Raw genomic sequence first — 25,284 nt, forward strand, 5'->3', positions numbered from 1 at the left:
CCGCAGCACGCTCGACTCGCTGCCCCGCGCAGACAAACGATTGTCGGATAGACAAAGGCACAAGCCTTGCTCTGTGCAAGGATCGGCATCGACCGATGATGCCCTCGCATAGCAACGAATCCCCAATCATTGCGCCACGACGCGGGGAGGACAACTTGAAGATGCGTTCATCTCCTGCGACACCGGCGCTGCCCGTCGTCCTCGTCTATCGTGGGCAACGCAAATCCGTTCAATCCGGCCACGACGTCGGCACGCTCTGGGCGCTCGCCCGACAGATCGCTGAGCTCAAGGGCACGGCACTGGCGGGCGAGTTCGATGAAAAGCATGCGTACCCCGCGCATCGATATCTGGTCCCCGACGATACGCTGACGTTGGCGCAAGCGCGCAAGCTTGGCGTGCGATCCGAGCGCTATCTGTTCGGCGGCGTCGTGCCGTTTGCGTTTGTCGCGACGAAGCTGATCGCACATGCGCTGCCTGATGACGCGCAGGCCTCGCCGCCGGGCTGGTCACGCGTATTCGGCGAGCACATTGGTTCGCTGGTCCTGCCGGGCTACGCGGCATTTTCGCGGGTCGATGCCTGCAACGCGGCGCGCATGCTTTGGCAGGAGGGCCGCGTACGGATCAAGCGCCCTTATGGGGTCGGCGGAGCAGGACAGTCACTCGTCGCCGACATGGACGAACTGGAAGCAGAACTCGACGCGCTTGGTGACGCGGCGCTGCGAGCCGAAGGCATCGTCGTCGAAAGGCAGTTGGATAGCATTGAGACGCTGAGCGTCGGTCAGGTGACGCTCGACGATCTGGTCGCGAGCTACTATGGCGTGCAGCATCTAACAGTCAATAACCATGGCCACCACGTCTATGGCGGCACAGACCTGGTCGTCGTGCATGGTGGCTTCGACCTGCTTATGCAGCTCGATGTCACAAGCGATGTCCAGGAGGCGATTACCAAGGCGCGCGCATTCGATGCTGCCGTGCAAAACGACTACGCCGGTTTTTTTGCATCGAGACGCAACTACGACGTCGCCTGGGGCATCGATGCACAAGGCGTGCGCCGTTGCGGGGTACTCGAGCAGTCGTGGCGGATCGGCGGCGCAACGGGCGCCGAGCTTGGCGCGTTGCGAATGTTCAGGGCAGATCCTCGGGTGCATGCGGTGCGTGCGTCGACGCGTGAGATTTACGGAGGCGATGTGCAGGTGCCTGATGGCGCCTGCGTCATCTATCGAGGCGTCGATCCGCAAGCGGGAGCCATCACGAAGTACTACACGGTGGATCGTAATACCTCCCAAGGGAGCAACGGCATATGACAGCGGAGCGTTATGGCGTGCGGATCAAGGTCGAGAACGGTTACCTGGACGGGACCCTGCTCGCTCCGAAGACAACGGTGCCGGGCATTCTTTTCGTGCACGGCTGGGGCGGCAATCAGGAACAGTATCTCGAGCGCGCCCGGCAGGCATCGGCATTCGGCTGCGTTTGCCTGACCTTCGATCTGACGGGACATGGGCGTACGCAGGACGAACAACAAAACGTGACCCGGGAAACCAACCTGCAGGATCTGCTGGCCGCCTACGATACGCTCGTTGCACATCCATTGATCGATCGCGATGCGGTTGCAGTGATCGGCAGCAGCTACGGAGGCTATCTCGCAGCCATCCTGACGGAACTGCGCCCAGTGCGCTGGCTGGGTCTGCGCGTACCAGCGCTTTACCTCGACGAAGGATGGAACACGCCGAAGCGCGCCTTGCATGTCGAACATGATCTCGTCGCGTATCGCAAACGCACCGTGCCAGCGTCGGAAAATCGGGCGTTGCGTGCGGCGGCCCGCTTTCGAGGCGATGTGCTGCTCGTCGAATCGGAACACGACGAGATCGTGCCGCATACCGTGATCGCCAGCTATCTGCAGGCGTTTTTGCAAGCCCATTCGCTCACGTACCGGATCATCGACGGTGCGGACCATGGACTATCGGATGATCCCAGCCAACGTGCCTATACCGCGCTTGTCGTGAACTGGCTGAACGAGATGGTTGCGGGCCTGCGCGCAGGCGACCGCGGAGCTGCGCCCGCTCAGGCAGAGACGTAGCAGCCCGTCAGTGCACCGATCGGACCGATCCGGCCCGCCCTGAAGAGCCGGGATTTTCCAACGAAGAACGGGACAGAAATCGGGCTTGCCTCAAAGTTATCAAACTTCGTGCTGTACGTGGATTCGACGCATGGTCACCGTGCCGGCGTGCGAAGTCACGCCGATGCATCTCGCTTGTCGAGCCACGCCCCTGCCGCGCATAGCATCGCTTCCAGCCCCGTACGCAGCGTCGGGTCGAGTACCGGCGCGAACTTCGGCGAATGGTTGCTGGGAATCTCGTTGAGCTTTTTCTCCGCCAACGCCTTTCCAAATGTATCCGGATCGGTCCCGCCGATGAACCAGAACCCATATGGCACGCCCCATTCGCGCCCGAAAACGCTGAAGTCCTCGCTCGCTGCTGCCGGGGGCGTTTCGTAGGCGCGCTCGCCAAAGTGCGCTTCGAATGCCTCCCGCACACGCTCGCTTGTCTGCGCGTCGTTGATCGTCAGCGGATAGCTCGAGAGCGTCGTGAATTCGGGCTCGCGTGGTGCGTTGGAAGCCATGCATTCCGCGCAACAGATGCGACGGATCGCACCCAGCATGTATTCGCGCACGTCTTCGTCGAATGTGCGCATGTTGAGCTTGAGCGTCGCGTCGTCGGGGATAATGTTCTCTTTCGTTCCCGCCTGCAGCGCACCGATCGTCAGCACCGCACTATCGCGCGGGGAGATTTCCCGCGATACGATCGTCTGCAGACGGAGCGTCGTCGAAGCCGCCATGATGACCGGATCGATCGAGGTTTGTGGCTGCGATCCGTGCGAACCGCGTCCAAACAGCCTCACCTTCAAACTGTCGCCCGCCGCAAGAATCGTGCCGCTCCGATAGCCGACCGTGCCCGCCGCGCCAACCATGACGTGCTGGCCAAGGATCACGTCAGGCTTCGGGAAGCGTTCGGCCATGCCGTCGTCGATCATGCTGCGGGCGCCGCGCGCCACTTCCTCGCCCGGCTGAAAGACCGCCATCAGCGTTCCGCGCCAGGCGTCCCGGTGCGCAGCCATCAGGCGCGCCACACCCATCAGCCAGGTCACGTGCATGTCGTGGCCGCACGAGTGCGCGACGCCCACTTCGAGGCCATCCTCGTCCTTCGCCCTCGCCGTGCTGGCATACGGCAATCCGGTCGCTTCCGCCATCGGAAGCGCATCCATGTCGGCACGCAACATTACAGTCGGACCGTCGCCGTTGCGTAACACCGCCACGACGCCGGTCACGCCGACACCCCGCGTAACGTCGTAGCCGACGTTTTCGAGATAATCGGCTGCAATACGTGCGGTGCGCACTTCCTGCATCGACAGTTCGGGATGCTCGTGCAGGTCCTTGTAGATCGCTTCGAGCTCGGGCAGGAGGCTTTCGATGGCGTCCTTGGTCGCTTCCACCAATGCAGGCATGATCGATCCTTTCAAATGGTTCGTTGCGGTGGCCGGTGTCGCATCGCACGCGTCGGCCGTCGTTGACGCGTGGCAGCGCTTGCGCCCGATCTGGCGACACGGCTGCAGGAGCGCGGTACGCAATCCGCCGACTAGTTCGATGGATGCGACAGGGGGAAACACGGAACATCCGGGCGAGCCCGCTCTACCCTGGCACTTCGTATTACGATTCCGTCAAGTCGCCTGCTGCCCGAAGCGGGACAGGATAGAAGAGAACCATAGTCTCGATAGCGGCAATCCGGAAGTTCCTGTCGATTCATAAGACAAAGCGGTCGCCCGCAGGTCCGGCTCGGCGAGACGGCGTATAACTCCTTCTGGCTGCTTTGCCGCTTCCTGCCAAACCTGATCGCCCCCAAATCGGCAATACCGATAGAACATCGAGCAATAACAGCGTGCAAACCCACGGCATTCGTATGTATTGCACACACATCTAACTGACTCGGCTCTGCACTACTGTCAATCGCCTCCCCACCCCACTCCCCCTGCAAGCCTTCTGACGCCCCCCGCGAAATCCTTATCGAAATTGCTTCGTTCGCCTTTGCCGGCCGCGCCGCTAACGTGTTCGAAACGGCGGCGGCACGCCGGATGCAGCGCAAGAAGCACCGCGGCCGCCGTCATCACGACAACCGCGTCGCGATAACGGAACAGACCGGCCGGGCGATGTGCCCCGCCCCCGCCAGGAACGTCCGCATCGCGCGCCCTACGCGATGCCCATGGCCACGAACGACCGCATCATCGACACGACGCCGCTCGACGTCCGCGCCCAGCCGTTGATCGACGCGCTGATCGACGAATACGCGACGCGCTACGACGCGTACCGCCCCGACAGCCGCGCGTCCGCATGCGACGAACTCGCGCGCTACCCGGCCGAGCTGTTTGCGCCGCCCCAAGGCGCGTTCGTGCTGCTGCTGCGCGACGGCGAGACGATCGGCGGCGGCGCATTCAAGCGCTACGACGCGCAGACCGCCGAACTCAAACGCATCTGGACCCGCGCGGACCTGCGCCGCCAGGGGCTCGCGCGCCTGATCGTCGACGCGCTCGAACTGCGTGCCGCGCAACAAGGCTATCGGCGCGTGTACCTGACCACCGGTTTTCGCCAGCCCGAAGCGTGGGCGCTGTACGACCGCACCGGCTATACGCGGCTGTTCGACTCGTCGATCGACCCCGAAGCGTATTTCCACCTGCGCTTCGGCAAGGATCTCGCCGATCCGTCGCGCACGTCGACGCTCGCCGACCTGTGGGCGCCGCTGCCCGAAGCGGTGCTGCCGCGCTGAACGCGTCGCGCCATCCGATTCCGCTCCCTCGCTCCCGACGACAACACAACAAGGACGCATCCATGCAACGAGCCGTACCCTTCACGCCGCGTGCGCTCCGCACGCTGGCCGCCGCGCTGATCGGCGTGACCGCGATCGCCGCGGCCGCCGCGACCTTCGACCTGAGCCCCGAGCAGCGCGGCCGCCCGCGCGGCACGGCCGATGCGGCCGTCGAGCGCGCGGTGCCCGCGTCGTTCAAGTTCGCCGAAGCCGGCACGCTGACGATCGGCGTCGCGCCGAGCCTGCCGCCGATCAGCACGTATGCGACCGACGCGCGCACGGTGATCGGCTTCGACGCGGACGTCGGCCAGCTGGTGTCCGACAGCCTCGGCCGCAAGCTGAAGATCGTCCCGCTCGCATGGGCCGACTGGCCGCTCGCGCTCGAATCGGGGAAGGTCGACGCCGTGATCTCGAACGTCACCGTCACCGAGGAGCGCAAGCAGAAGTTCGATTTCTCGACCTACCGCAAGGACCAGGTCGGCTTCTACGTGCGCAACGACAGCAAGATCCAGTCGATCCGCGAGCCGAAGGACGTCGCGGGGCTGCGCATCGTGACCGACGCCGGCACCAACCAGGAAAAGATCCTGCTCGCGTGGGACCGCGAGAATGTCGCGCACGGCCTGAAACCGGTGCAGGTGCAGTACTACGACGACCAGGCGATGCGGATCGTCGCCGTGCAGTCGGGCCGCGCCGATGCGGTGTTCAGCGTGAACTCGGTGCTCGCCTACCAGAGCGCGCAGCAAGGCAAGACGCGGCTCGTCGGCGCGATCAGCGGCGGCTGGCCGCGCACGGCCGACATCGCGATCGCGACGCGCCGCGGCAGCGGGCTCGCCGATCCGCTGACGGTCGCGCTGAACGGGCTGATCAAGAACGGCCGCTATCAGCAGATCCTCGAGCGCTGGAACCTCGCGTCCGAAGCGATCGACCAGTCGCGCACGAATCCGCCGGGTTTGCCGAAGAGCTGAGCGCCGCCCCATCACGCCCTCGCAGGAACGCCGAACACCATGTCTTATTCGCTTTCATTGCTGGACAAGAGTCCGATCGCCGACGGCGCGACCGCCGCCGACGCGCTGCGCTTCACGACGACCCTCGCGCAGCGCGCCGAACAGCTCGGCTACGAGCGCTTCTGGGTCGCCGAGCATCACGGCGCGCCCGGCTTCGCGAGCTCCGCGCCGGAGATCGTCGTCGCGCACCTGCTCGCGCACACGTCGCGCATTCGCGTCGGCTCGGGCGGCGTGATGCTGCAGCACTACAGCCCGTTCAAGGTCGCCGAAACCTTCAAGCTGCTCGCCGCGCTCGGGCCGGGCCGCGTCGATCTCGGCGTCGGCAAGGCGCCCGGCGGGCTGCCGCTGACGACGCGTGCGCTGCAGTGGTTTCACGACAAGGCGAAGAAGCCCGGCTTCGCGGGCCAGCTCGCCGAACTCGATGCGTTCCTGGGCTGGGGCGTCGCCGAAGATCATCCGCTCGCCGGCGCGGTCGCGATGCCGGTGCCGCCGCACGCGCCGGAGCGCATCCTGCTCGGCGGCTCGCCCGACAGCGGCACGCTCGCCGCCCGCCACGGCTGGCGCTTCTGCTACGCGGGGCACTTCAACGGCGACGACGCGAACCTCGAACGCTCGCTCGCCGCCTACCGCGACGCAGGCGGCACGCGAGCGCTCGTCGCGCTGTACGCGGTCGCCGCACCGACCCGCGAGGAGGCCGAGCAACTGATCGGGCCGCTGAAGATCTTCAAGCTGCAGTTCGCCGGCGGCCAGAGCTTCAACCTGCCGAGCGCGCAGGCCGCGGCCGAATTCGCGCGGCAAAGCGGCGCGTCCGACTACCGGATCGACGAGTTGCGCCCGACCGTGCTGGCCGATACGCCCGAGCGCATCCACCGCGCGCTCGACGCGCTGAGCCGGCGGCTGGACGTCGACGCGTTCGTGATCGACTCGCCGGTGACCGATTACGCGGCGCGGCTCGCGTCGGCCGAATGGCTCGGCGGCGCGCAGTCGATCACGCCCGTGCAGGCGGCCCTCGCGGCCGACCGCTCCCTTCGTTCCCTTTCCCCCGACCAGAACGCGTGACGCGCCCATGACGACCCGACGATCGATTCCCTTCGGCCTGATGCTGCAAGGCGCAGGCAGCCACATGAATGCATGGCGGCACCCGAGCAACCCGCCGGACGCGAGCATCAACCTCGACTTCGCGATCGGCATCGCGCGCAAGGCGGAAGCCGCCGGCATCGCGTTCGCGTTCGTCGCGGACGGCCTCTACATCAACGAGAAGTCGATCCCGCACTTCCTGAACCGCTTCGAGCCGCTCACCGTGCTGTCGGCGCTCGCGGTCGCGACGAAGAAGATCGGCCTCGCGGGCACGATCTCGACGTCGTACAGCGAGCCGTTCACGGTCGCGCGCCAGCTCGCGTCGCTCGACACGATCAGCGGCGGGCGCGCGGGCTGGAACGTCGTGACGACGCCGCTCGAAGGCACCGCGAAGAATTTCGGCAAGGCGCATCCCGAGCACGAACTGCGCTACGAGATCGCCGACGAATATCTGGACGTCGTACAGGGACTGTGGGATAGCTGGGACGACGACGCGTTCGTGCGCGATCGCGCGACCGGTCGCTTCTTCGATCGCGACAAGCTCCACACGCTCGATCACCACGGCCGCTTCTTCCAGGTTGCCGGCCCGCTGAACATCCAGCGCTCGCCGCAAGGGCAGCCGGTGATCTTCCAGGCCGGCTCGTCCGACACCGGCATCGGGCTCGCGGGCAAGTACGCGGACGCCGTGTTCACGCACTCGCCGTCGCTCGACGAAACGGCCGCGTTCACGCGGCGCGTGAAGCAAAGCGCGGTCGAGCACGGGCGGCAGCCCGGCGACGTGAAGATCTTCCCGGGCATCGGGCCGATCGTCGGCCGCACGGCCGCCGAGGCGGAAGACAAATTCCAGGCGATCCGCGACCTCCTGACGATCGACGAGGCGCTCGCGTATCTCGGCCGCTATTTCGACCACCACGATTTCACGCAGTACGCGCTCGATGCGCCGTTCCCGGAACTCGGCGACATCGGCCGCAACAGCTTCCGCTCGACCACCGACCGGATCAAGGCCGACGCGAAGCGCAAGCACCTCACGCTGCGCGAGACGGCGCTCGCCGTCGCGACGCCGCGCCCGAACTTCATCGGCACGGCCGAGCACGTCGCCGACGAGCTGATCCGCTGGCACGACGCCGGTGCCGGCGACGGCTTCATCCTCGGCTTCCCGGTGCAGGCGCAGGGCGTCGACGACTTCGTCGAGCTCGTGATTCCGGTACTCGAGGTGCGCGGCCGCTATAGCCGCGACCTGCCGGGCAGCACGCTGCGCGACCACCTCGGCCTGCCGCGCAAGGCGAGCCGCCATGCGGTGCCCGGCGCGGTGCAGCAACAGGACGACGCGGCCGAAGCGCACGCATGACGCCGACGCGCCGCCTCGCGCGGCGCGTCCGGCCCACTCGATCGAGGACCCTCACCGACATGAGCGACACGACCCATCTCGGCGGCGCAGTGCCGCCGCTCTCCCCCTCCCGCGCCCGCGACGCCGACACGCACCTGCGGATCGTGCCGGCCCGGCACCGGTCGCGCACCGTCGGCACCGCGCTCGCGCTCGGGCTGATCGCGCTCGCGCTGTATTCGATCCTCGGCAACCCGCAATGGGGCTGGCCGGTGTTCGCCGAGTGGTTCCTGTCCCCGCCGGTGCTGTCCGGGCTCGCGCGCACGCTGGTGCTGACGCTGCTCGGCGCGGTGTTCGGCTTCGCGCTCGGCGGGTTCGTCGCGCTGGCGCGGCTGTCGCGCTCGCGCCTGCTCGCGGCGAGCGCATGGACCTTCGTGTGGCTGTTCCGGTCGATTCCGCTGATCGTGCTGCTGCTGATCCTCAACAACCTCGGCTACCTGTACGAACACGTGCGGCTCGGCGTGCCGTTCACCGACATCGTGTGGTTCGACACACCGACCACCGACCTGATCAGCCCGTTCCTCGCGGCCGTGCTCGGCCTCTCGCTGAACCACGCGGCGTTTTCCGCGGAAGTGATTCGCGGCGGCATTCTCGCGGTCGACCAGGGGCAGCTCGAAGCGGCCGCCGCGCTCGGCCTGCCGCGCGGCCGCCAGACCACGCGGATCGTGTTGCCGCAGGCGATGCGCGCGATCCTGCCGACCGCGTTCAACGACCTGATCTCGCTCGCGAAAGGCACGTCGATGGTCTACGTGCTCGCGATGCCCGAGCTGTTCTACACGGTGCAGGTAATCTATCGCCGCAATCTCGAAGTGATTCCGCTGCTGATGGTCGCGACCGTCTGGTACCTGATCATCCTGACCGTGCTGTCCGCGATCCAGGTGCAAGTCGAGCGCCACTATGCGCGCGGTGCGCTGCGCAATCCGCCGCCGTCGGCGCTGACGTTCGTGCTGGCGCGCGTCAGTGCGCTGTGGCGGCATGCGGCGGCGCGCAACGCAACGGCAACCGGCGCGGCGGCCCACGATGACGCCTCGGCCGCTCCGGTGCCGCGCACCGGCGGCGAAGTCGCCGTGTACAACGTATCGAAGCAGTTCGGCATGCAGCGCGTGCTCGACAACGTGTCGTTCGTCGCACCGCGCGGCAGCGTGACGGTGATCGTCGGGCCGTCCGGTTCGGGCAAGTCGACACTGCTGCGCACCATCAACCATCTCGAGCGCGTCGACGACGGCTTCATCGACATCGACGGCGAGCTGATCGGCTATCGGCGCGACGGCGACGTGCTGCACGAGCTGAAGGAGCGCGACGTGCTGAAGCGCCGCACGGCGGTCGGCATGGTGTTCCAGAACTTCAACCTGTTTCCGCACCTGACGGTGCTCGAGAACCTGATCGAGGCGCCGGTCGCCGTCGGCGGCGTCACGCGCGAGGCCGCCGAACGCACCGCGCGCACGCTGCTCGCGCGCGTCGGCCTCGCCGATAAAGCCGATGCGTACCCGCGCCAGCTGTCCGGCGGCCAGCAGCAGCGCGTCGCGATCGCGCGGGCGCTCGCGTTGCGCCCGAAGGTGCTGCTGTTCGACGAGCCGACGTCGGCGCTCGATCCCGAACTCGTCAACGAAGTACTCGACGTGATCAAGGAGCTCGCACGCTCTGGCACCACGCTCGTGATCGTCACACACGAGATCGGCTTCGCGCGCGAAGTCGCGGACAACGTGCTGTTCATGGAGCGCGGCCGCATCGTCGAGTCGGGGCCGCCCGCCGTCGTGCTCGACGCGCCGGCCCACCCGCGCACGCGCGCGTTCCTGTCGCGGGTGCTCTGATGCACGCCGCTCACGACCTGCGAGGCAACCGACGATGATCGACCGACGCCAGTTCATCACCGCCACGCTGGCGGCCGCCGCCGGCCTCCGGTGGCACGCGGCCGAGGCCGCCGCCGCGACGGCGGACCTCGATCCGCGCCAGGCCGGCCGGATCCGCGCATCGCGCGACGATGCGGCGATTCGCGCGGCAAGCAACTACCGCTGGGTACGCGACGGGGCCTTCACGGTCGCGATCTCGCCGCACGCGCCACCGGTATCGACCTATGCGACCGACGCACGCACCGTGGTCGGCGCCGATCCCGACTATGCGCAGCTCGTCGCCGACGCGCTCGGCCGCACGCTGGTGCTGGTGCCGATCGCATGGGCCGACTGGCCGCTCGGGCTCACGTCGGGCAAGTACGACGCGGTGATCTCGAACGTCGGCGTGACCGAGAAGCGCAAGGAGAAATACGACTTCACGACCTACCGGCTCGGGCTGCACGGCTTCTACGTGCGCACCGCGAGCCCGATCGCGAAGATCGCCGAACCGAAGGACGTCGCCGGCCTGCGCGTCATCACGGGCGCGGGGACGAGCCAGGAGCGCATCCTGCTCGAATGGAGCCGGCGCAACGTCGCGCAAGGGCTGAAGCCGACCGAACTGCTCTATTTCGACGACGATGCGGCGGCACGCGTCGCGCTGCTGTCGGGCCGCGCCGATGCCGAGCTGAATCCGAACGCGTCGCTCGCGTACGAAGCCGCGCGGGATGGCAAGATCCGGCGGGTCGGCGTCGTCAACGCGGGCTGGCCCGCGAATGCGGACGTCGCGATCGCGACGCGCCGCGGCAGCGGGCTCGCGCCGGCGCTGACGCTCGCGACGAACGCGCTGATTGGCAACGGCCGCTACGGGCAGGCGCTGGCGCGCTGGGGGTTGCAGAGCGAGGCGGTCGCGCGCGCGGAGACGAATCCGCCGGGATTGCCGTCGTTTTGATTCGATGTGTCGATGTGTCGATGTGCCGACGCGTCGTTGCGTCGGCACAGCGAGCTGCGCATCGGTCGCGCAGCAAATGAAATCGCCCCGGCATCCCGTAAAGAAGATGCCGGGGCGAACCGACGTGGGCGGGCCGTCGTTTCCTACGCCGTCAGCGCCGCGCGATCGCGATGGTGGTCGAGTTCCGCGATGTGCGCGTGGATCGCAGGAATCAGCTTGCGTCCGTAATCCAGCGCATCGTCGAGCGGATCGAAACCGCGAATCAGGAACGTCGATACGCCGAGCTTGTAATACGCACCGAGCGCACGCGCGACCTGTTCCGGCGTGCCGACGAGCGCGGTCGAATTCCAGCGCGCGCCGGTCAGGTTCGCGACACCCATCCACAATCGCTCGTCGAGCACGTCGCCCTGCGCGGCCGCGGCCATCAGGCGTTGCGAGCCGGCGTTCTGCGGCGCATGGCCGTCGATCGGCTGGCCGTTCGCGAGCCGCGCCGCGCGCACGCGCGCGCGGATCGCCTCGGCCTTCTCCCACGCGGCGGCTTCGGTGTCCGCGACGATCGGCCGGAACGACACGCTGATGCGCGGCGCACGTCCGAACGGCGCCGCAGCGGCGCGCACGCGCGCGATCTGCTCGCGCACGGCCGCGAGCGGCTCGCCCCACGTCATGTAGACGTCCGCGTGCTGCCCGGCCACGGCCAGCGCGGCCGGCGACGAACCGCCGAAATAGATCGGCACGTGCGGCTGCTGCGCGCCTTTCACGACCGGCGACGCACCATGCAGCCGATAGAACTCGCCGTCGTGATCGACCGGCGTGTCGGCCAGCCAGATGCGTTTCAGCACGTCGAGATATTCGCCGGTGCGGCGATAGCGCGCGTCGTGCGGCACGAAATCGCCGTCGCGCTGAAGATCGGCATCGTCGCCGCCCGACACGACGTTCAGCGCGAGCCGGCCGCCGCTGAACACGTCGAGCGTCGCGATCTGCCGCGCGGCGGCCGACGGCACGATCACGCCCGGCCGGTGCGCGAGCAGCAGGCGGATGCGTTCGGTCGCGGCGGCCGCGAACGACGCGACGATGAAGCCGTCCGCCGCGTTGCTGAAATGACCGACCAGGATCTGGTCGAAGCCGGCGGCTTCGTGCGCCTGCGCGAAGCGCCGCACGTAGTCGGGCTGGACGGCGGCCCCGCCCGGTACGTCGACCTCCGCGCCGGGCGTCGCGGTGATCATGCCAATGATGTCGACGGGCATGTCGATGGTCCTTCTCGTTGTCGATCGGAAATGGCTGCGTGCTGCAGCACGCTCACTGCGCGGCGGCCGTCTTCTGCGCGGGCGCCGCGAACGCGCCCGCATACGAGCGGTCGAGCAGCTTCGCCGTGTCGTACGCGACCGGAATCACGCCGGCCTTGTGCAGGAAGTCGGCGGTGTTCTGCGCATCCTTCGCGGCCGTGTCGTCGACCGGGCCCACACGCTGGTGCGCGTTGTTGAGCCAGCGGTACGCGACGTCCGGCTCCAGCTTCGCGCGCTTCGCCCACAGGTCCGCGTACTCGCGCGGATGACTGTCGACCCACTGGCGTGCCGCCACCACGCGCTTCAGGAAATCGGTGATCTCCGCGCGCCTGGCCGTGGCCGCCTGCTCGTTCGCGGCGACGAAGCTGAGCGCGGGCATCAGGCCCTGCGCGGTCGTCACGGGACGGGCGCCCTGGCGCAGCGCGAGCGTGCTGACGAACGGCTCCCACAGCGACACGGCGTCGACCGAACCGTTCGCGAGCGCGTTGGTCGCATCGATCGGCATCAGGTACGCGTACTTGACGGAATCCGCGCGCAGGCCATCGTGTTCGAGCGCGCGCAGCACGAGCTGCTGGCTCCACGCGCCGCGCCAGACCGCAATCGTCTTGCCCTGCAGGTCGGCGACGGTGCGCACCGGCGAGTTCTTCGGCACGAGGATCGCGACGCCGTCGAGGCTCTGCCGCGACACCGCGACGACTTTCACCGGCGCGCCGCGCGCGGCCAGCGTGAGCAGCGCGGAATCGCCGAGGAAGCCGACGTCGATCGCATTGCCGTTCAGGCTTTCGGCGACGGGCGCGGCGGCCTGGAAGTGCTTCCACTCGATCGTGTAAGGCAGGTCCTTCAACACGCCGGACGCCTCCATCGATGCCTGGATGTTGAAGTAGTTCTGTTCACCGACGCGCAGCGTGACGGTGTCTTTCGCGATGCCCGGCTGCGCGGCGAGCGCGAGCAGCAGCGCCGTGACGATTCGGCTCAACAACGTGATCTCCCCGGAGGTTGGCGGGCGACCGCGCGACGGCGGCGCCCCTGGGTCCGCCTGGCGCGACGGCTGGCGGACGGGATGGAACCGATGAAGATACGGCGATCCGCTTCATGAGACAAACGCAATATTCTGCTATGCAAAGATGCAAATGTTTTATGGAAAGATCGCCGCGCGGCAACGCCGTCCACCGGGCTTCGCGGGACGCCGTTCGAATGATTCCTCGACAGATATTTCGTACGCGAAATACATCGCGAACTATATTTCGCATACGAAATACCCACCCGGAACGAGGACGGCCATGACGTCAGAACCCATCGAGTTTTCCGCCGCCGACGGCTACACGCTGCGCGGCACGCTGTGGTCGCCGGACGCGCCGCCGCGCGCGCTGGTGTTGATCCATCCGGCCACCGCCGTGCCGGAGCGGCTCTACGCGGGCTTCGCGCGCTTCCTGACCGGACGCGGCTTCGCGGCGCTCACGTATAACTATCGCGGCATCGGCGCGTCGCGGCCCGCGCGGCTGAGCGCTCTGCAGGCCCGCATGCGCGACTGGGTCGAGCTCGACGTCGGCGCCGCGATCGCGTGGGCGCGCGATACGCACGACGGGCTGCCGCTGCTGGCGGTCGGGCATAGCGTCGGCGGTCATGCGATCGGGCTGTCGGCCAGCACCGCGCACCTGCGCGCGGCCGTGCTCGTCGCCGCGCACGCGGGCAGCACGCGGCTGATTGCCCGCGCGGCCGAGCGGCTGAAGGTGCGGCTGATCCTGCGCGTGCTCGGCCCGCTCGCGTCCGCGCTGCTCGGCTACGTGCCCGGCAAGCGGCTCGGCCTCGGCGAGGACCTCCCGGCCGGCGTGTTCCGCGAATGGAGCCGCTGGGCCACGCTGCCGCGCTACTTCTTCGACGATCCGACGCTCGGCGCGGCCGAGCGCTTCTCGAAGCAGCAGCTGCCGATCCTCGTGCTCGGCTTCGACGACGATCCGTGGGCGAACCCGCCCGCGATCGACCTGCTGGTAAGCTACCTGACCCGGGCGGCCGTCGAACGCCGCCAGATCGATCCGCACGCCGCGGGCAGCGGGCCGGTCGGACACATGGGCTTCTTCCGCAGCCGGCCAGGCACCGTGCTGTGGCCCGCGGTCGCCGACTGGCTCGCGCAGGCGCTCGACGCGCCGCGCGATGCGGGTCGCCCGTCCCTTTCCATTGCAGCCGGGAACCGAGCTTGAGCGAAGACCGACGACTGTTCTTCCTGTTGACCATCGGCCAGCGGCGCGTGCAGCGCTGGGTCGACCGCAAGGCCGAAACCGATGCGCGCGCGAGCGCCGCGCAGGCCGGCGTGCTGTTCTGCCTCGCGAGGCAGGACGGCGCGCTGATCGGCGAAGTCGGCGCGGCGCTGCAACTGGCGCCGTCCGCGATGACGGGGCTCGCCGACCGGATGGCGAAGGCCGGCCTGCTTGCGCGTCACGCCGATTCGGACGACGGGCGCGCAACGCGACTGTTCCTGACCGACGAAGGACACGCGGCGCTCAAGCGCGCGCGCGTGGCGCTGCGCGAGCTGAACGGCAAGCTGTGCGACGGCTTTTCCGACGCCGAACTCGACGTCGTCGCGCGCTGGCTGCACGCATTGCAGGACCGCTTTCCGGCCGAGCGCTGAACCGCGCCGGCGGCGCGCCGCATCGGCACGAATCCGCGTAATCGATAGCGATTTCGATTCGTGCTTTCGCTTCGTTTTCTGAATTTTCAGGCGGCAAATTTTGCGTTCCGGCGGCATTGCTTCGGCAACGCTTTCCGGCTACGTACTGTTACAAAAAATTGCCTGCCGCGCCGCATATCGATCGCCTACATTGCAATCCACTTCGATGCATTCGTCGTCTGCACGGACTGGCCTTCCCGTCGCGTCCGCATCCCGGGACGCACCCGACAAGCAATGAAAACGAACTGGTGTCTTGACCGACGTGCTGGCGGCATCCAGCACACGCGGATTGCGATGACCGCAGCGGCTTCCCGAACGACACGATCCGACGTATGGCACGGCATCCATTGCCGCGCGTACCGGTGCGCGTCGTGCCGCCGTGCCGCGCCATCGCCGCCGCACGTCAACGAGGAGCAATCCATGCGACGCACGATCGTGTCCCACTCGCTTACCCCCCGCGTGACCCGCCTCACCCGCCTGTCCGCCGCAATGGCCGTGGCGATGGCCGCCGTCGCGGCCGCGCATGCCGATCCCGTGGCCGTGTCCGGCCCGAGCCCGTTCGCCGCCTGCACGATCGGCGGCCCCGGCACGAACTACGTGAACGCCGAGGTCGAACCGTGGCTGTCGGTCAATCCGGCGAACCCTTCCAACATGATCGGCGTGTGGCAGCAGGACCGCTGGTCGAACGGCGGCGCCCACGGGCTCGTCGCGGGCTATACGTTCGACGGCGGTGCGACCTGGGCGCGCACGCCGCAGCCGTTCAGCGCCTGCGCGCCGGGCGGGCTCAAGTACGAGCGCGCGTCCGATCCGTGGGTGTCGTTCGGGCCGGACGGCACCGCGTATTCGGTATCGATCTCGTTCAACCAGTCGAACAACAGCAACGCGGTCGCGGCCTCGGTGTCGACCGACGGCGGACAGACATGGAGCAGCCCGGCCGTGCTGATCGCGAACGACGAACCGACGACGCAGTTCTTCAACGACAAGGAATCGGTGACGGCGAACCCGGTGAAGGCCGGCACGGCCTACGCGGTATGGGACCGCCTCGAACTGCCGAACGGCAACCCGTACGCGAACCTGCACACGCAGGCATACCGCGGTCCGACGTTCTTCTCGAAGACGGTCGACGGCGGCAAGACATGGAGCCGTGCGAAGGTCATCGTCAACGTGCCGTCGCGCCAGCAGACCATCGGCAACCAGATCGTCGTCGATCCGAAGACCGGCACGCTCTACGACTTCTTCGACCTGATCCAGCCGCCGTTCAGCAAGGCGGCCGGCAAGGTCGCGTTCGTCAAGTCGACCGACGACGGCGCGACCTGGACGAAACCGCAGGTGATCGCCGGGCTGCAGACGGTCGGCGTGACCGATCCGAACACCGGCGAACCGGTACGCACCGGCGACATCATTCCGGAACCCGCGATCGATCCGGCGTCGGGGCAGCTGTACGTCGTGTGGCAGGACAGCCGCTTCAACGGCGGCAACTACGACGAGATCGCGCTGTCGACGTCGAAGGACGGCGGCGCGAGCTGGAGCGCACCGCTGCAAGTGAACACGCCGACCGGGCGTCCCGCGTTCAATCCGGCGGTGCGCGTCGACAATGCCGGCGCGGTGATGGTCAACTACTACGACTTCCGCGACCTGCAGGCCGGCAACACGACGACGCTGCCGACCGGGTTCTGGCGCAAGATCTCGCATGACGGCGGCACCACGTTCGCGGACGAGCGGCGCGTCGGCGGTCCGTTCGACATGAAGCTTGCGCCGAATGCGGAAGGCTTCTTCATCGGCGATTACCAGGGGCTCGACGTGCTGCCGTCGTCGTCTTTCCATCCGTTCTTCGTCCAGACCAACGCAGGCAACCTGACGAACCGCACCGACGTGTTCTTCGCGCCGTGATGCGCGGGTGAGCGCAATGCTGCCGCGACGTCCATTGCGTCGCGGCAGCGCACCCGAATGCGCGTCAATGCATGTCGGTCAGCACGATGCGACCGTCGACTTTTCCTTCGCGCAGCCGCGCGAATATGTCGTTGATGTTGCCGAGCCGGTCGCGATGGATATGCGCGCGCACCAGCCCATCCGCCGCGAAGTCGAGCGATTCCTGCAGGTCGCGCCGCGTGCCGACGATCGAACCGCGCACCGTGATGCCGTTCAGCACCGTCGAGAAGATCGGCAACGGGAAATCGCCGGGCGGCAAGCCGTTGAGCGCCACCGTGCCGCCGCGCCGCACCATCCCGAGCGCCTGCGCGAACGCGCTGCGCGACACGGCCGTCACCAGCACGCCATGCGCGCCGCCGATCTCCTTCTGGATCACCTTCGCCGGATCGTCGGCCGACGCATCGATCGTCAGCTCGGCGCCCAGCTCGCGCGCGAGTGCGAGTTTGGCGGGAGACACGTCGATCGCCGCGACGTGCAGGCCCATCGCGCGCGCGTACTGCACGGCCACGTGGCCGAGCCCGCCGATGCCCGAAATCGCGAGCCACTGGCCCGGACGCGTGTCGGTGACGCGGATGCCCTTGTAGACGGTCACGCCCGCGCACAGGATCGGCGCGATCTCGTCGAACGCGACCTGCGCCGGCAGATGGCCGACGTAGTCGGGATCGGCCAGCACGTATTCCGCATAGCTGCCGTTGACCGAATAGCCGGTGTTCTGCTGTCCGTGGCAAAGGGTTTCCCAGCCGGTGTGGCAGTACTCGCAGTGACCGCATGCCGTGTAGAGCCAGGGCACGCCGACGCGGTCGCCCTCGCGCACGTGCGTGACGCCCGCCCCGACCGCCGCGACGACGCCCACGCCTTCGTGGCCGGGAATGAACGGCAGCGTCGGCTTCACGGGCCAGTCGCCGTCGGCTGCGTGCAGGTCGGTATGGCAGACGCCCGACGCCTTGATGTTGACGAGGATCTGGCCCGGGCCCGGCGTCGGGACCGGCACCTCCTCGATGCGCAACGGTTCGCCGAACGCGTGGACCACCGCCGCCTTCATGGTTTGAGTCATGCGTCGCTCCTGTCTGGTCGATGACCGGGCCAGTATCCGGGCTCGAAACCGGAACGACTTGATACGTATCAACGGAGCGGGAAACGCGCGCGTCGGTGGCGGATTCATCGCGAGACCTATTGCGTGGGCCACCGGTGCCGGCGCGGGTTTGACGGCCCGGCTCTGCTTTCGCCGCCGTTTCCGCAGCTTGTCGGAAACCCTGCGGCATGCCGCCGTTTCGCTTGGAATTCGAAATGATATAACATATCATTTCGCGATCTCGTCCACCTGAAGCTCGCTCATCCGGGTGGCCGGGCTACGCCGAGTCCAATCCAACCGGGTCACTGCGCGCCGAAAATGCAACAATATATCGTATCCAGTCTTGACCCGCATGGCTCGCTTTCCGATCCGATACCAACCGATTCACCGACCATGCGCGACCTCCCTCGTCTACCGCTTCGCCCGCTCTCGCCCGTTTCGCTGATGCTGTTCGCCGCCGTCGCGCACGCGCAGGCCGAGACGCCCGCTCCGTCTTCGCTGCCACAGACCACACCGCTCGCGCCGATCTTCGTGACTGCGAACCCGCTCGGCGACACCGAGCTGATCGCACCGACCGCGCAACTGTCCGGCGATGCGCTGACGCGCCGCCAGGCCGATTCGCTCGGCGAGACGCTCAACGGCCTGCCCGGCGTGTCGACCACCACCTACGGGCCGATGGTCGGCCGCCCGATCATTCGCGGGATGGACGGCGACCGGATCCGGCTGCTGCAGAACGGCGTCGCCGCCTACGACGCGTCGTCGCTGTCGTACGACCACGCGGTGCCGCAGGATCCGCTGTCGATCGAGCGCGTCGAGATCGTGCGCGGTCCGGCCGCGCTGCTGTACGGCGGCAACGCGGTCGGCGGCGTCGTCAACACGATCGACAACCGGATTCCGCGCGAAGCGATCGAAGGCGTGACGGGCGCGCTCGACGCGCGCTACGGCGGCGCGAACTCGGTGCGCGCGGGCGCGGCGCAGGTCGAAGGCGGCAACGGCCGCTTCGCGTTCCATGTCGACGCGTTCGACCGTGAAACGAGCAAGCTGCGGATTCCCGGCTACGCACGCAGCAGCCAGCAACGCGCGATCGACGATCCCGATACGCCGCAACCGTACGGCAACGTGCCGAACAGCGACGGCCGCGTGCATGGCGGCGCGCTCGGCGCGTCGTACACGTGGGCCGACGGTTTCGCGGGCCTGTCGTACAGCGGCTACGAGTCGAACTACGGCTCCGTCGCCGAGGACGACGTGCGCCTGCGGATGCGCCAGGAACGGCTCGCGCTCGCGTCCGAGATACGCAACCTGAGCGGCCCGTTCACGAAGCTGAAGTTCGACTTCGCGTACACCGACTATCGCCACAAGGAAGTCGACAACGGCGAGACCGCCACCACCTTCCGCAACCGCGGCTACGAGGCGCGCATCGAGGCGCGGCATCGCAGGATCGGCCCGTTCGAAGGCGCGATCGGCGTGCAGTTCGGCCAGAACACGTTCTCGGCGCTCGGCGACGAAACGCTCGTGCCGTCGACGCGCACGAACAGCGTCGCGCTGTTCGGTCTCGAGGAATGGCAGGTCGTCCCGGCGCTGAAGCTGAGCGTCGGCGGGCGCTTCGAGCACGTGAAGGTCGATCCCGATCCGGCCGGCGTCGAGAAATTCAAGCTCGCGCAGCCGCGCGACTTCAATGCGGGCAGCGTCTCGGCCGGCGCGCTGTTCTCGCTGACGCCCGTATGGTCGGTCGCGGCGAACGTCGCGTACACGGAACGCGCGCCGACCTTCTACGAGCTGTACTCGAACGGCCCGCACGATGCGACCGGCCAGTTCCTGATCGGCAACCCGAACGCGTCGAAGGAAAAGGCCGTGTCGACCGACCTGTCGCTGCGCTACGCGAGCGGCCCGAACCGCGGCAGCGTCGGCGTGTTCTACAACCGCTTCTCGAACTACCTGACCGAGTACAACACGGGCCGCGTCGTGAACGGCGACGGCGAGCCGGTCGCGCCCGGCGCCGGTGATACGCTCAACGAAGCAATCTATCGCGGCGTGCGCGCCGAGTTCTATGGCGTCGAACTCGACGGCAAATGGCGCGCGTTCTCGCGGCGCGGCCATACGGTCGACCTGGAACTGACCGCCGACTACACGCATGCGCGTAACGTCGACACCGGCCAGCCGCTGCCGCGGATCGCACCGCTGCGCGCGACGCTCGCGGCCGACTACGGCTACGGCCCGTTCGGTGCACGCGCGCAGGTCACGCACGCGTGGTCGCAGCATCGTGTGCCCGACAACGACTTTCCGACGGACGGCTACACGTCGCTCGGCGTGATGCTGACGTACAAGTTCCGTGTCGGCGCGACGCACTGGCTCGCGTACCTGCGCGGCGACAACCTGACGAACCAGGAGATCCGCTATGCGACCTCGGTCGTGCGCGGCTTCGCGCCGGAAGGCGGCCGCAGCGTGATGGCCGGCCTGCGCACGACGTTCTGATCGCGCGCCGGTGCGTTCGCGCCACGCGTCCCGCGCGTCGCCAACGCCCGCCATGATCGATCGGCGCAGCCAGCCTGCGTCGATCGAAACCGTCGCGAACGACCGCGCCGGCGTGACCGAACACGATCGAATCGGCCTCGCCTTCGCTCTCCCTTCTCCGGCCCTCCACCTTCCGCTGCGCACACGGCCGCTGCGGGGCCGTGCAATTTCCGGTCCTGCCGGTCGAGCGCGCGGAACGCCGCGCATCGCACTGCATCGCACCGACAGGCAGGATCGTTGATCCCGGTCATGCACTTTTAAATCAGCCGAATGACGAGTATCCTAAAAAAAGCACTCCACGTTCGAACGGCGAATCGCGCGCCCTGATTCCCGTCCGTTCGTATCGCGGCCCCATCGCGCCACGCGTCGATGGCGGCGTCCGCCTCACGCCCTGGCCGCACGAACCTTCCCCAACCATTCGCAGGAGAGCTGGTGAGCCGACTCGTCGTCGTATCCAATCGTATTGCAGATCCCCGTAAGGCCGCGGCAGGCGGGCTTGCCGTGGCCGTGAAAGACAGCCTGCAGGAATCGGGCGGCGTCTGGTTCGGGTGGAGCGGCAGGCTGCGCGGCGACGGCGACCATCCCGCGCACGGCGAAGACGTGCAGATCCAGAACGTCGGCGGCATCCAGCTCGCGACGATCGATCTCGATCCGCAGGATTACGACGCGTACTACCTCGGCTACTCGAACAACGTGCTGTGGCCGGTGTTCCACTACCGCCTCGATCTCGCACAGTTCGACCGCCGCTTCGCGGACGGTTACCGGCGCGTGAACCAGCTGTTCGCGCGCAAGCTGAGCACGCTGCTGCGCCCCGACGATATCGTCTGGGTCCACGACTATCAGCTGATTCCGCTCGCCGCCGAGCTGCGCGCGACGGGCTGCACGAACCCGATCGGCTTCTTCCTGCACATTCCGATGCCGCCGCCGCCGATCATGGCCGCGATCCCGGAGCACGAGTGGCTGATGCGCTCGCTGTTCGCCTACGATCTCGTCGGCTTCCAGACCGAATCGGACCTGCTTCACTTCGAGCACTACGTCGAGGCGGAAGCCGGCGCCGCGCGGCTGCCGGACGGCCGCCTGCGCGCGTTCGGCCGCACGTTGTCGGCCGGTGCGTTCCCGATCGGCATCAACGTCGACGAATTCACGGCGCTCGCGGAGAATCGCGACGGCATCGACATGTTCGAGCGAATGCGCGACGAGTATTCGCGCCGCCAGCTGCTCGTCGGCGTCGACCGGCTCGACTATACGAAGGGGCTGCCGCAGCGCGTGCACGCGTTCCGTCAGTTGCTCGAACAGTATCCGGAGAACCGCGACCGCGCGACGCTGATCCAGATCGCCGCGCCGAGCCGCGAGGATCTCGGCGCGTACGACGACCTGCGGCGCGAGATGGACAGCCTGTGCGGCGCGATCAACGGCGACTACGGCGAACTCGAGTGGATGCCGATGCGCTACATCCACCGCACGGTCGCGCGCAAGCGCTTGCCGGGCCTGTACCGCGCGAGCCGCGTCGCGCTCGTCACGCCGCTGCGCGACGGGATGAACCTGGTCGCGAAGGAGTTTCTCGCCGCGCAGGACGAGGCCGACCCGGGCGTGCTCGTGCTCTCGCGCTTCGCGGGCGCGGCCGAGCAGCTGAAGCCTGCGCTGCTCGTCAATCCGTACGACACGCAGGGCACCGCGCAGGCGATCCAGCGCGCGCTCACGATGCCGCTCGACGAACGCCGCCAGCGTCACGACGCGCTGATGGCGATCGTGCGCAAGACCGACGTGCACTGGTGGCGCACGCGCTTTCTCGAGGCGCTCGCCGAGGCCGCGGAAGTCGCCGCCGCGACCGTGTCCTGACGCGCCGGGTCGTGCCGCTCACTTATACGCCGGTCGTCTCGCGGTCGAGCACCGCACCGTTCACGTCCTGCACCGCCACCGCGATCGGAATGCCTTCGCGCATGCTCTCGGTCACCACGCAATACGCATCGAACCGGTCGAGCATGCGCGTCGCCGCCGCGAGATCGGCCCATGCCTTGCCGACCGACAGCGTCACGGCCATCGCGCCGACGCGCACCCTGCCCGCGTCGTTCTGCACCATGTCGACGTCGATATGCGCGGTGACCGGCTGCGGATCGACGTGCTGTTTCTCGAGCGCGAACAGCAGGCTCGCCGCGAGGCAGCTCGCGACCGCCGCGGCCAGCAGCCGGACCGGGTTCGGGCCGCGGCCGGCACCGAGCGGCGGCGGCTCGTCGGTGAGCACCGGCGAAAGTTCGGTGCCGGCAAACGTGACTTCGAAACTGAAACGCGCATGCTGCGCGACATCCACCGATACGTGTGCCTCGCTCATGGCGACTCCGTGACTCGATAAAGGGAAAGGAAACGCCGGCGCAACGGCGTGCCGGCAAGTGCGAATTGCAGCGAACGCGCGGCGCGATCATGGCCGCCCGCCGGCTGCGCGAGCGGTCCGCGCTTCAGCGTTCGGGTTCGCGCGGCGGCCCGTATGCGACGAAATCGCGCTCGATCGCCGACGCCTGCTCCGGCGCATTCGCACTCGCGCATGGCCCGCGATCGGTCAGGGAAGATTCGGCGACCGGCGCCTCGCGCCCGTCGATCAGCGCCTGCAACGCGTCGCGTTCGAGCACCTCGCGCTCGAGCAGCCGTCGCGCGATCCGCTCGAGCGCGTCGCGACGTTCGCCGAGCGTTGCCGCGACGCGCGCATGCGCGTCGGTCAACAGCGTATGCACCTCGTCGTCGATCATCCGCGCGGTGTGCTCGCTGCAGCGGCCCTCGCCCGCATGCCATGCGCCCGGGATGCCGGTGCGCGTTTCGCCGTCGTCGAAGCTGACGAGCCCGATCTTCTCGCTCATCCCGTACTGCATGACCATGTGGCGCGCCATCGCGGTCGCGCGTTCGAGATCGTTCTGCGCGCCCGTCGACACGTCGCCGAACACGAGTTCTTCCGCGACGCGCCCGCCGAGCAGTGCATCGATCCGATCGAGCAGCTCGCTGCGGCGCAGGACGTAGCGATCCTCCGTCGGCACCTGTTGCGTGTAGCCGAGCGCGGCCACACCGCGCGGAATGATCGACACCTTCTTCACCGGATCGCAATGCGCGCGGCTTTCCGCGACGAGCGCATGGCCGGCCTCGTGATAGGCGATCGTCAGCTTCTCCTGCGCGTTCATCACGCGGCTCTTGCGCTCGAGGCCCGTCAGCGCGCGGTCGATCGCCTCGTCGAAGTCGTCCATCCCGATCGCCGGCTTGCCGAGTTCCGCCGCATGCAGCGCGGCTTCGTTGACGACGTTCGCGAGATCGGCACCGACGAAGCCCGGCGTGCGCGACGCGAGTTCGCCGAGATCGACCTCGGCCGCGAGCTTCACGCGCTTCACGTGCACGCCGAGAATCTGGCGGCGGCCGTTCACGTCGGGCCGGTCGATCGCGATGTGACGGTCGAAGCGGCCCGGGCGCAGCAGTGCGGGATCGAGAATCTCCGGCCGGTTGGTCGCGGCCATGATGATCACGCCGGAGCCGGCCTGGAAGCCGTCCATCTCGACGAGCAGCTGGTTGAGCGTCTGCTCGCGCTCGTCGTTGCCCGACATCGGACCGACCCCGCGCACCTTGCCGAGCGCGTCGAGCTCGTCGACGAACACGATGCACGGCGCCTTCTGCTGCGCCTGCTCGAACAGGTCGCGCACGCGCGCCGCGCCGACGCCGACGAACATCTCGACGAACGCCGAGCCGCTGATCGAGAAGAACGGCACGGCCGCCTCGCCGGCCACCGCGCGCGCGAGCAGCGTCTTGCCGGTGCCGGGCGCGCCGACGACGAGCACGCCCTTCGGGATCTTGCCGCCGAGCCGCTGGTAGCGATCGGGGTTGCGCAGGAACGCGACGAGCTGCTGCAGCTCGGCCTTCGCTTCGTCGATGCCCGCGATGTCGTCGAACGTGATGCCGGTTTCCTGCTGCACGTACACGCGTGCGCGGCTCTTGCCCATCCCGGTGAAATCCTGCAGCCCGCCACGCTTGCGCAGCATCAGGTTCCAGATGAACACGAACGCGACGAGCGGCACCAGCCACGACGCGAGCGACGCGATCCAGCCGGTGTCGGACGCGCCGTGAAACCGGATGCCGGCCGCGGTCAGCGTATCGATCAGCTGCGGGTCGGTCACGCGGTTGGTGCTGAAGCGCGGCGGCGTGCCGTCCGACTTCACGGCCGCGACTTCGGACGCCGGCAGCAGCGTGCCGGCCTGCGGCATCGTCAGCGTGCCCGTGATCGTCGCCGGCCCGATCTCGAGATCGTCGACGAGCCGCGCGGCGACGAGCCGGTGGAAGTCGCTGTACGCAATCATCGTCGACGCCGGACGCAGCATCAGCAACTGCGCGGCGAACAGCACGAAGAAGCCCGCCGCGATCAGCAATCCTGCGTAATCGAATTTCCTGTCCATGGCATCGGGCCGGCCGCGCGCGGCGACGCGCGTGCTTACGCGTGCACGCGCGCCCGGTCGGCGCGCGGCATCGCCGGCCACGCGCAAACGGAATGGATCCGCGCCATCGTCGCCTCGTTTCGTCGCATGAATGACACCGTGACGGCGCCGCCGGGCGCCGTCGCGCGGGCAGCGCGCCGCAACGCGCCGCCCGTGATTCAAGTCTAGTTCGCGCGCGGACGTCGCGCATTGTCCGACAAACGCCTTTCATCGACGCCGCCGGCCGCGTTATAGTCGCGTTCGTGACATTTTCGTGACAGCCGGCGTC

19 protein-coding genes are annotated in these 25,284 nt (G+C 67.9%); 13 read left to right on the top strand and 6 right to left on the bottom strand.

Annotated elements, in window-relative coordinates; translation table 11 throughout:
- The first annotated feature begins 161 nt into the window (after positions 1–161).
- Both NQV17_RS20295 and NQV17_RS20300 read left to right on the top strand, forming a co-directional pair.
- Positions 162–1,304, top strand: coding sequence for a DUF3182 family protein (locus tag NQV17_RS20295; RefSeq protein WP_257773756.1), 1,143 nt, complete (start codon positions 162–164; stop codon positions 1,302–1,304).
- Positions 1,301–2,077, top strand: a complete 777-nt coding sequence (locus tag NQV17_RS20300) for a S9 family peptidase (protein WP_124519398.1) — start codon at positions 1,301–1,303, stop codon at positions 2,075–2,077. The genes NQV17_RS20295 and NQV17_RS20300 overlap by 4 nt, the downstream gene beginning before the upstream one ends.
- A 155-nt stretch (positions 2,078–2,232) precedes the next feature.
- On the opposite strand, the gene NQV17_RS20305 is transcribed toward NQV17_RS20300, so the two are convergent.
- A complete protein-coding gene (locus NQV17_RS20305; RefSeq protein ID WP_257773757.1) occupies positions 2,233–3,501 on the bottom strand; it encodes a M20 family metallopeptidase in 1,269 nt (422 codons plus the stop codon).
- Between the two features lie 752 nt (positions 3,502–4,253).
- Between NQV17_RS20305 and NQV17_RS20310 the strand changes: the two genes are divergently transcribed.
- The 6 genes from NQV17_RS20310 to NQV17_RS20340 all read left to right on the top strand — a co-directional run bounded on the left by NQV17_RS20310 (position 4,254) and on the right by NQV17_RS20340 (position 11,096).
- Positions 4,254–4,814 (top strand): GNAT family N-acetyltransferase, encoded by a 561-nt coding sequence (locus NQV17_RS20310; protein ID WP_257773614.1) that lies wholly within the window; start codon positions 4,254–4,256, stop codon positions 4,812–4,814.
- A gap of 62 nt (positions 4,815–4,876) precedes the next feature.
- On the top strand, positions 4,877–5,818 hold the full coding sequence (locus NQV17_RS20315) for an ABC transporter substrate-binding protein (RefSeq protein ID WP_257773615.1): 942 nt from the start codon (positions 4,877–4,879) through the stop codon (positions 5,816–5,818).
- 39 nt (positions 5,819–5,857) lie between these two features.
- Entirely contained in the window at positions 5,858–6,916 is a 1,059-nt protein-coding gene (locus NQV17_RS20320) for an LLM class flavin-dependent oxidoreductase (RefSeq protein WP_257773616.1), read from the top strand.
- A 7-nt stretch (positions 6,917–6,923) separates the two neighbouring features.
- On the top strand, positions 6,924–8,282 hold the full coding sequence (locus NQV17_RS20325) for an LLM class flavin-dependent oxidoreductase (RefSeq protein ID WP_257773617.1): 1,359 nt from the start codon (positions 6,924–6,926) through the stop codon (positions 8,280–8,282).
- 59 nt (positions 8,283–8,341) lie between these two features.
- Positions 8,342–10,129, top strand: a complete 1,788-nt coding sequence (locus tag NQV17_RS37950) for an amino acid ABC transporter permease/ATP-binding protein (protein ID WP_308236593.1) — start codon at positions 8,342–8,344, stop codon at positions 10,127–10,129.
- A 34-nt stretch (positions 10,130–10,163) separates the two neighbouring features.
- Positions 10,164–11,096 carry an ABC transporter substrate-binding protein gene (locus NQV17_RS20340; protein WP_044844583.1) on the top strand — a complete coding sequence of 311 codons (933 nt, stop codon included), beginning with the start codon at positions 10,164–10,166 and terminating at the stop codon, positions 11,094–11,096.
- Between the two features lie 143 nt (positions 11,097–11,239).
- On the opposite strand, the gene NQV17_RS20345 is transcribed toward NQV17_RS20340, so the two are convergent.
- Both NQV17_RS20345 and NQV17_RS20350 read right to left on the bottom strand, forming a co-directional pair.
- Positions 11,240–12,340 carry an LLM class flavin-dependent oxidoreductase gene (locus NQV17_RS20345; RefSeq protein WP_257773618.1) on the bottom strand — a complete coding sequence of 367 codons (1,101 nt, stop codon included), beginning with the start codon at positions 12,338–12,340 and terminating at the stop codon, positions 11,240–11,242.
- A gap of 52 nt (positions 12,341–12,392) precedes the next feature.
- A complete protein-coding gene (locus NQV17_RS20350; RefSeq protein WP_044844585.1) occupies positions 12,393–13,358 on the bottom strand; it encodes an ABC transporter substrate-binding protein in 966 nt (321 codons plus the stop codon).
- 301 nt (positions 13,359–13,659) lie between these two features.
- Here NQV17_RS20350 and NQV17_RS20355 point away from each other — a divergent pair, with 301 nt between their 5' ends.
- The 3 genes from NQV17_RS20355 to NQV17_RS20365 all read left to right on the top strand — a co-directional run bounded on the left by NQV17_RS20355 (position 13,660) and on the right by NQV17_RS20365 (position 16,934).
- A complete protein-coding gene (locus NQV17_RS20355; RefSeq protein ID WP_257773619.1) occupies positions 13,660–14,577 on the top strand; it encodes a serine aminopeptidase domain-containing protein in 918 nt (305 codons plus the stop codon).
- Entirely contained in the window at positions 14,574–15,005 is a 432-nt protein-coding gene (locus tag NQV17_RS20360) for a MarR family winged helix-turn-helix transcriptional regulator (protein WP_124484736.1), read from the top strand. The genes NQV17_RS20355 and NQV17_RS20360 overlap by 4 nt, the downstream gene beginning before the upstream one ends.
- A gap of 459 nt (positions 15,006–15,464) precedes the next feature.
- Entirely contained in the window at positions 15,465–16,934 is a 1,470-nt protein-coding gene (locus NQV17_RS20365; protein ID WP_257773620.1) for a sialidase family protein, read from the top strand.
- A 64-nt stretch (positions 16,935–16,998) separates the two neighbouring features.
- Here the strand turns inward: NQV17_RS20365 and adhP are convergent, their stop codons facing one another.
- Entirely contained in the window at positions 16,999–18,027 is a 1,029-nt protein-coding gene (gene adhP / locus NQV17_RS20370) for an alcohol dehydrogenase AdhP (RefSeq protein WP_124484734.1), read from the bottom strand.
- 462 nt (positions 18,028–18,489) lie between these two features.
- Here adhP and NQV17_RS20375 point away from each other — a divergent pair, with 462 nt between their 5' ends.
- A complete protein-coding gene (locus NQV17_RS20375; RefSeq protein ID WP_257773621.1) occupies positions 18,490–20,517 on the top strand; it encodes a TonB-dependent receptor in 2,028 nt (675 codons plus the stop codon).
- Positions 20,518–20,988: 471 nt separating this feature from the next.
- The gene (gene otsA, locus NQV17_RS20380) at positions 20,989–22,395 is read left to right on the top strand and encodes an alpha,alpha-trehalose-phosphate synthase (UDP-forming) (RefSeq protein WP_044844592.1); all 1,407 of its coding nucleotides are present in this window, start codon (positions 20,989–20,991) and stop codon (positions 22,393–22,395) included.
- Positions 22,396–22,417: 22 nt separating this feature from the next.
- Here otsA and NQV17_RS20385 read toward each other — a convergent pair whose 3' ends face one another.
- Together NQV17_RS20385 and ftsH are read right to left on the bottom strand one after the other, a co-directional pair.
- Positions 22,418–22,885 carry an OsmC family protein gene (locus NQV17_RS20385; RefSeq protein WP_257773622.1) on the bottom strand — a complete coding sequence of 156 codons (468 nt, stop codon included), beginning with the start codon at positions 22,883–22,885 and terminating at the stop codon, positions 22,418–22,420.
- Between the two features lie 124 nt (positions 22,886–23,009).
- Positions 23,010–24,977, bottom strand: coding sequence for an ATP-dependent zinc metalloprotease FtsH (gene ftsH, locus NQV17_RS20390; RefSeq protein ID WP_257773623.1), 1,968 nt, complete (start codon positions 24,975–24,977; stop codon positions 23,010–23,012).
- Positions 24,978–25,284 lie beyond the last annotated feature (307 nt).

This window comes from Burkholderia sp. SCN-KJ (genome assembly GCF_024656005.1).
In the GTDB taxonomy this organism is placed as follows: Bacteria; Pseudomonadota; Gammaproteobacteria; order Burkholderiales; family Burkholderiaceae; genus Burkholderia.

Coding starts and splice junctions, on each gene's coding strand:
- NQV17_RS20295 (WP_257773756.1), top strand. CDS start 162: ATGCGTTCATCTCCTGCGACACCGGCGCTGCCCGTCGTCCTCGTCTAT.
- NQV17_RS20300 (WP_124519398.1), top strand. CDS start 1,301: ATGACAGCGGAGCGTTATGGCGTGCGGATCAAGGTCGAGAACGGTTAC.
- NQV17_RS20305 (WP_257773757.1), bottom strand. CDS start 3,501: ATGCCTGCATTGGTGGAAGCGACCAAGGACGCCATCGAAAGCCTCCTG.
- NQV17_RS20310 (WP_257773614.1), top strand. CDS start 4,254: ATGGCCACGAACGACCGCATCATCGACACGACGCCGCTCGACGTCCGC.
- NQV17_RS20315 (WP_257773615.1), top strand. CDS start 4,877: ATGCAACGAGCCGTACCCTTCACGCCGCGTGCGCTCCGCACGCTGGCC.
- NQV17_RS20320 (WP_257773616.1), top strand. CDS start 5,858: ATGTCTTATTCGCTTTCATTGCTGGACAAGAGTCCGATCGCCGACGGC.
- NQV17_RS20325 (WP_257773617.1), top strand. CDS start 6,924: ATGACGACCCGACGATCGATTCCCTTCGGCCTGATGCTGCAAGGCGCA.
- NQV17_RS37950 (WP_308236593.1), top strand. CDS start 8,342: ATGAGCGACACGACCCATCTCGGCGGCGCAGTGCCGCCGCTCTCCCCC.
- NQV17_RS20340 (WP_044844583.1), top strand. CDS start 10,164: ATGATCGACCGACGCCAGTTCATCACCGCCACGCTGGCGGCCGCCGCC.
- NQV17_RS20345 (WP_257773618.1), bottom strand. CDS start 12,340: ATGCCCGTCGACATCATTGGCATGATCACCGCGACGCCCGGCGCGGAG.
- NQV17_RS20355 (WP_257773619.1), top strand. CDS start 13,660: ATGACGTCAGAACCCATCGAGTTTTCCGCCGCCGACGGCTACACGCTG.
- NQV17_RS20365 (WP_257773620.1), top strand. CDS start 15,465: ATGCGACGCACGATCGTGTCCCACTCGCTTACCCCCCGCGTGACCCGC.
- adhP (WP_124484734.1), bottom strand. CDS start 18,027: ATGACTCAAACCATGAAGGCGGCGGTGGTCCACGCGTTCGGCGAACCG.
- NQV17_RS20375 (WP_257773621.1), top strand. CDS start 18,490: ATGCTGTTCGCCGCCGTCGCGCACGCGCAGGCCGAGACGCCCGCTCCG.
- NQV17_RS20385 (WP_257773622.1), bottom strand. CDS start 22,885: ATGAGCGAGGCACACGTATCGGTGGATGTCGCGCAGCATGCGCGTTTC.
- ftsH (WP_257773623.1), bottom strand. CDS start 24,977: ATGGACAGGAAATTCGATTACGCAGGATTGCTGATCGCGGCGGGCTTC.